Below are 3,384 nucleotides of genomic sequence, written 5' to 3'. Positions count from 1 at the left end.
CGATCTCCCTGCGCGCCCTCGGCGACCCCGACGCCTTCGCCCCCGGCGACCTCGTGCTCAGGAAGTCTCTCGGCGCGAGGACCGAGCGCGAGGCATCCGCCATCGCCTCTGCCTGGTCGCCGTGGCGCGGCTACGCCGCGATGCACCTGTGGACGTCCTCGGCGTACCTTCCCTAAGCACCCCGGCCACGACTAGGCCGCCTGCAGTCGGTCGCGGGCGGCCACCGCGTCGACCGCGAGCGCCGCGAGCAGCTGCGCGGCCGGATCGGGCGCGTCGCGCTCAAGCAGCGCGAGCATCATGTGCCGCGGCGTGAGCGAGCGCGCCTTCTCGGCCACTCCGTGCCGCAGCGTGCCGTTCATGACCTGCCGCGCACCCGCCGTGAACGGCACGAACCTGCCCACCCGCCCGCGCCCGCCCGGCGCGAACTCGCCCAGCTCGATGCCGACCGCGGCAAGGGCCGACCGGTCGAGCTGCTCGGCCGCCGTGCGCGCCGCCTCCGCATCGATGCCCACGGCCGCGGCCAGCTCGTCGTTCTCGAGCAGCGTGATGAGCAGATGCTCGGTGCCGACCCTGCGGTCGCCACGCCGAGCAGCCTCGTAGCGCGCGTCGTCGACGGCGACGCGGGTGGCCAGTGCGAATCGCTCAAACATCTTTCTTCCCATACTTCGCGTGGACCGACTGCCGAGTGACGCCGAGCGCGTCGCCGATCTGCTCCCACGACCAGCCAGCGCGACGCGCGGCCTCGACGTGCATGGCCTCGACGCGCTCGGCGAGGCGGTGCAGCGCGCCGACGGCGCGCAGGCCCGTGGCCGGGTCCGTCTGCGTGAGTCGAATGCCGAGCAGATCGGATGCCTGCGAGTTCGGCAGATCCTTGTCAGTCTGGCTTGACACGCGTCTATTGTCAGCCCAAACTGACACGCATGTCAACGTCAATTCAAACTGACGCACCGCCCATCGTCATCGTCGGTGCCGGCCCGACGGGGCTGCTGCTCGCCGGCGAGCTGGCCGACGCCGGCGTCCGCGTCATCGTCCTCGAACGGGAGGCTCAGCCGGCGACGATGCCCAAGGCCAACGGCATCGTCGGCCGCGCCGCGGTGGAACTCGCCCGGCGCGGCGTGCTGCGCGGCAGCGGCCTTCGCATCGTGCGCCCGCCGCGATTCCTGTTCGGAACGCTCGCGCTGCGGCTCGGTCTGGGGCCGGCGAATCCCCTGCATCTGCTGCCCGTTCCCCAGCGCCGCCTCGAGCAGCTATTCGAGCAGCGCGCGCTCGCGCGCGGCGTCGAGCTGCGCCGTGGCACCACCCTCGCCGGCTTCACGCAGGGCGGCGACGCCGTCGAACTGGAGGTGCACACCCCGAGGGCCACGGAGCGCCTCCCGGCAGCCTTCCTCGTCGGCTGCGACGGCGCCAGGAGCACGGTGCGGAGGGCCGCCGGCATCGGCTTCCCAGGCTTCACGAGCGACGTCATCACGCGGATCGCGCGCGTGACCCTGCCGCCGCGCACCGCGCGGCTCGACGGTCGCGGCGACACGATCGAGCTCACCGGCATCGGCCGCCTGCACACCATGCGCCAGAACCGACTGCCGGGCGGTGGCTTCGCGATCGCCCCCGTCGCGACGCTTGATCGCACCGCCCCCGATGACCTCTACCTGATCACGACCCACGAGCCGCACCGCGGCGAGGAGCCCACCGACGCTCTGCCGGAGGCCGAGCTGCGGGCCAGCCTGCGCCGTGTGCTCGGGGCCGAGCTGCCGTTCTCGGCCGTCGACTCCGCGCGCAGCACGGTGGCGAACAGCAGGCTGGCGAGCACCTACCGCGTCGGCCGCGTGCTGCTCGCGGGCGACGCGGCGCACATCTTCAACGCGGGCGGGTCCGCACTCAACGTCGCGCTGCTCGACGCGCTGGCCCTGGCGCCGCTTCTTGTGGCTGCGGCGCGGGGCCAGGCATCCGTCGCCTCACTCGAGGCCTATGAGAGCGCGCGCCGACCTGCGGCAGAACTCGCGCTCGCCCAGACGCGCGTGCAGGCCGCGCTCAGCGGTGATGACGAGCACGCCAGCGCGCTGCGCGAGATTGTGGGCACGCTCATAGCTTCCCGTACGGGCGCTCGAGCCGTGGCCCGTCTCATCGAAGGCTCATGACACCCGCGTAGCGTTGAACGGGTGACCCGCACACGTCGACGCACGCCCGCGCTTGCGGCGGCCGCCCTGGTGGCGCTCGCCCTCGCGGTCTCGTCGGCGACCCCTGCGCGGGCGGCGGCGACTCCGACGCCGACGCCGGCTGCGACGGGCGCGGCGGCCGGTGCGGTGGCGGGCAACTGCCCCGACTACGAGTTCATCGGCGCGCGCGGCTCCGGCGAAGACAACAGCATCCCTGCGAAGAAGCGCTACACCTCGGCGAACCCGAGCTGGGGCATGGGCGGCGAGCTCGCCGACCTCTACCGACGCGTCGAGAAGACGGCGTCGGCGAACAACGTGACGATCACGCCCTACGGCGTTCCCTATCCCGCCGTCGGCATCGATGTCGTGACGGGCGACGCCCTCGTCAGCGGCGACCTCGGCGTGTACTCGAAGTCGGTCGAGCTGGGCGCGCACGCGGCGGCGGCCGAGCTCGAGCGGGTGAGTCGCACCTGCCCGGGTACCGGCGTGATCATGTCGGGGTACTCGCAGGGCGCCCAGGTGATCGTCGAAGCCGTGCTGTCGGCCATGCCGAGTGCCCGCCGTGCGCTCGTGGCGGCCGTGTTCTTCGGCAACACCTACTTCAACTCGGCCGACAGCACCGACGACTACGGCAGTTTCGCGCCCGGCCTCGACGGCTACCTCGTGAGCAACAGCAAGGGCGGCAGCACGCCCAACGGCGCCGCCGACGCCGGCTCCGCCGCGAGCACGGCCGACGGCGGCAGCGACTGGGCGAGTGAGTTCGGGCGGGCCGCGATCTTCGACTACTGCCACGACGGCGACCCGATCTGCGGGCTGGTGGACGACCGTGTCGTCGGCGGCGTGAACTACCCCGTCCGCGACTTCGCCCACATCGTCGCGACCACTGCGAGCCCGTCGGGCGACCCCAACATCCTGTCTCAGCACGGCACCTATCAGCGCGGCGACACCGCGAACGCGGCGCAGCAGCTGCGCTACGTGATGGGGCTCCCGCTGCTGCGTGCGCCGAAGGCGACGGCCAAGATCACGGGGCCCGTGACGACCGAGGTGGGTGCCGAGACCCGCTTCAGCGCGGCGGGCAGTCTCAGCGACCCGGCCGACCCGATCATCCGCTACGCCTGGACCATCGACGGCGGCACCGCAGCCGCTCGCCGGCTCACGACCACCGCCCCGAGCCTCGCCACGGTCTTCGCGACGCCCGGAACGCACACGATCGCGCTGCGCACGACGACGC

4 protein-coding genes are annotated in these 3,384 nt (G+C 72.7%); 2 read left to right on the top strand and 2 right to left on the bottom strand.

The annotated features are described in order from the left end of the window. Positions 1–191 precede the first annotated feature (191 nt). Positions 192–650, bottom strand: a complete 459-nt coding sequence (locus tag ACM2XV_RS13530; RefSeq protein ID WP_344775996.1) for a Clp protease N-terminal domain-containing protein — start codon at positions 648–650, stop codon at positions 192–194. Beyond that, positions 643–843 (bottom strand): helix-turn-helix domain-containing protein, encoded by a 201-nt coding sequence (locus ACM2XV_RS13525; protein WP_344776176.1) that lies wholly within the window; start codon positions 841–843, stop codon positions 643–645. The genes ACM2XV_RS13530 and ACM2XV_RS13525 overlap by 8 nt, the downstream gene beginning before the upstream one ends. A gap of 77 nt (positions 844–920) precedes the next feature. Between ACM2XV_RS13525 and ACM2XV_RS13520 the strand changes: the two genes are divergently transcribed. Together ACM2XV_RS13520 and ACM2XV_RS13515 are read left to right on the top strand one after the other, a co-directional pair. Further along, entirely contained in the window at positions 921–2,135 is a 1,215-nt protein-coding gene (locus ACM2XV_RS13520; protein ID WP_487027304.1) for an FAD-dependent monooxygenase, read from the top strand. Between the two features lie 21 nt (positions 2,136–2,156). Next, the coding region (locus ACM2XV_RS13515) for a cutinase family protein (protein WP_487027303.1) at positions 2,157–3,384 on the top strand (1,228 nt) is incomplete at its 3' end.

Source organism: Gryllotalpicola sp. CP2-P1, assembly GCF_057512245.1.
Note: the sequence above shows the minus strand (reverse complement) of the source record. Positions and strands in the feature narration are given on the sequence as shown.

Coding starts and splice junctions, on each gene's coding strand:
- ACM2XV_RS13530 (WP_344775996.1), bottom strand. CDS start 650: ATGTTTGAGCGATTCGCACTGGCCACCCGCGTCGCCGTCGACGACGCG.
- ACM2XV_RS13520 (WP_487027304.1), top strand. CDS start 921: ATGTCAACGTCAATTCAAACTGACGCACCGCCCATCGTCATCGTCGGT.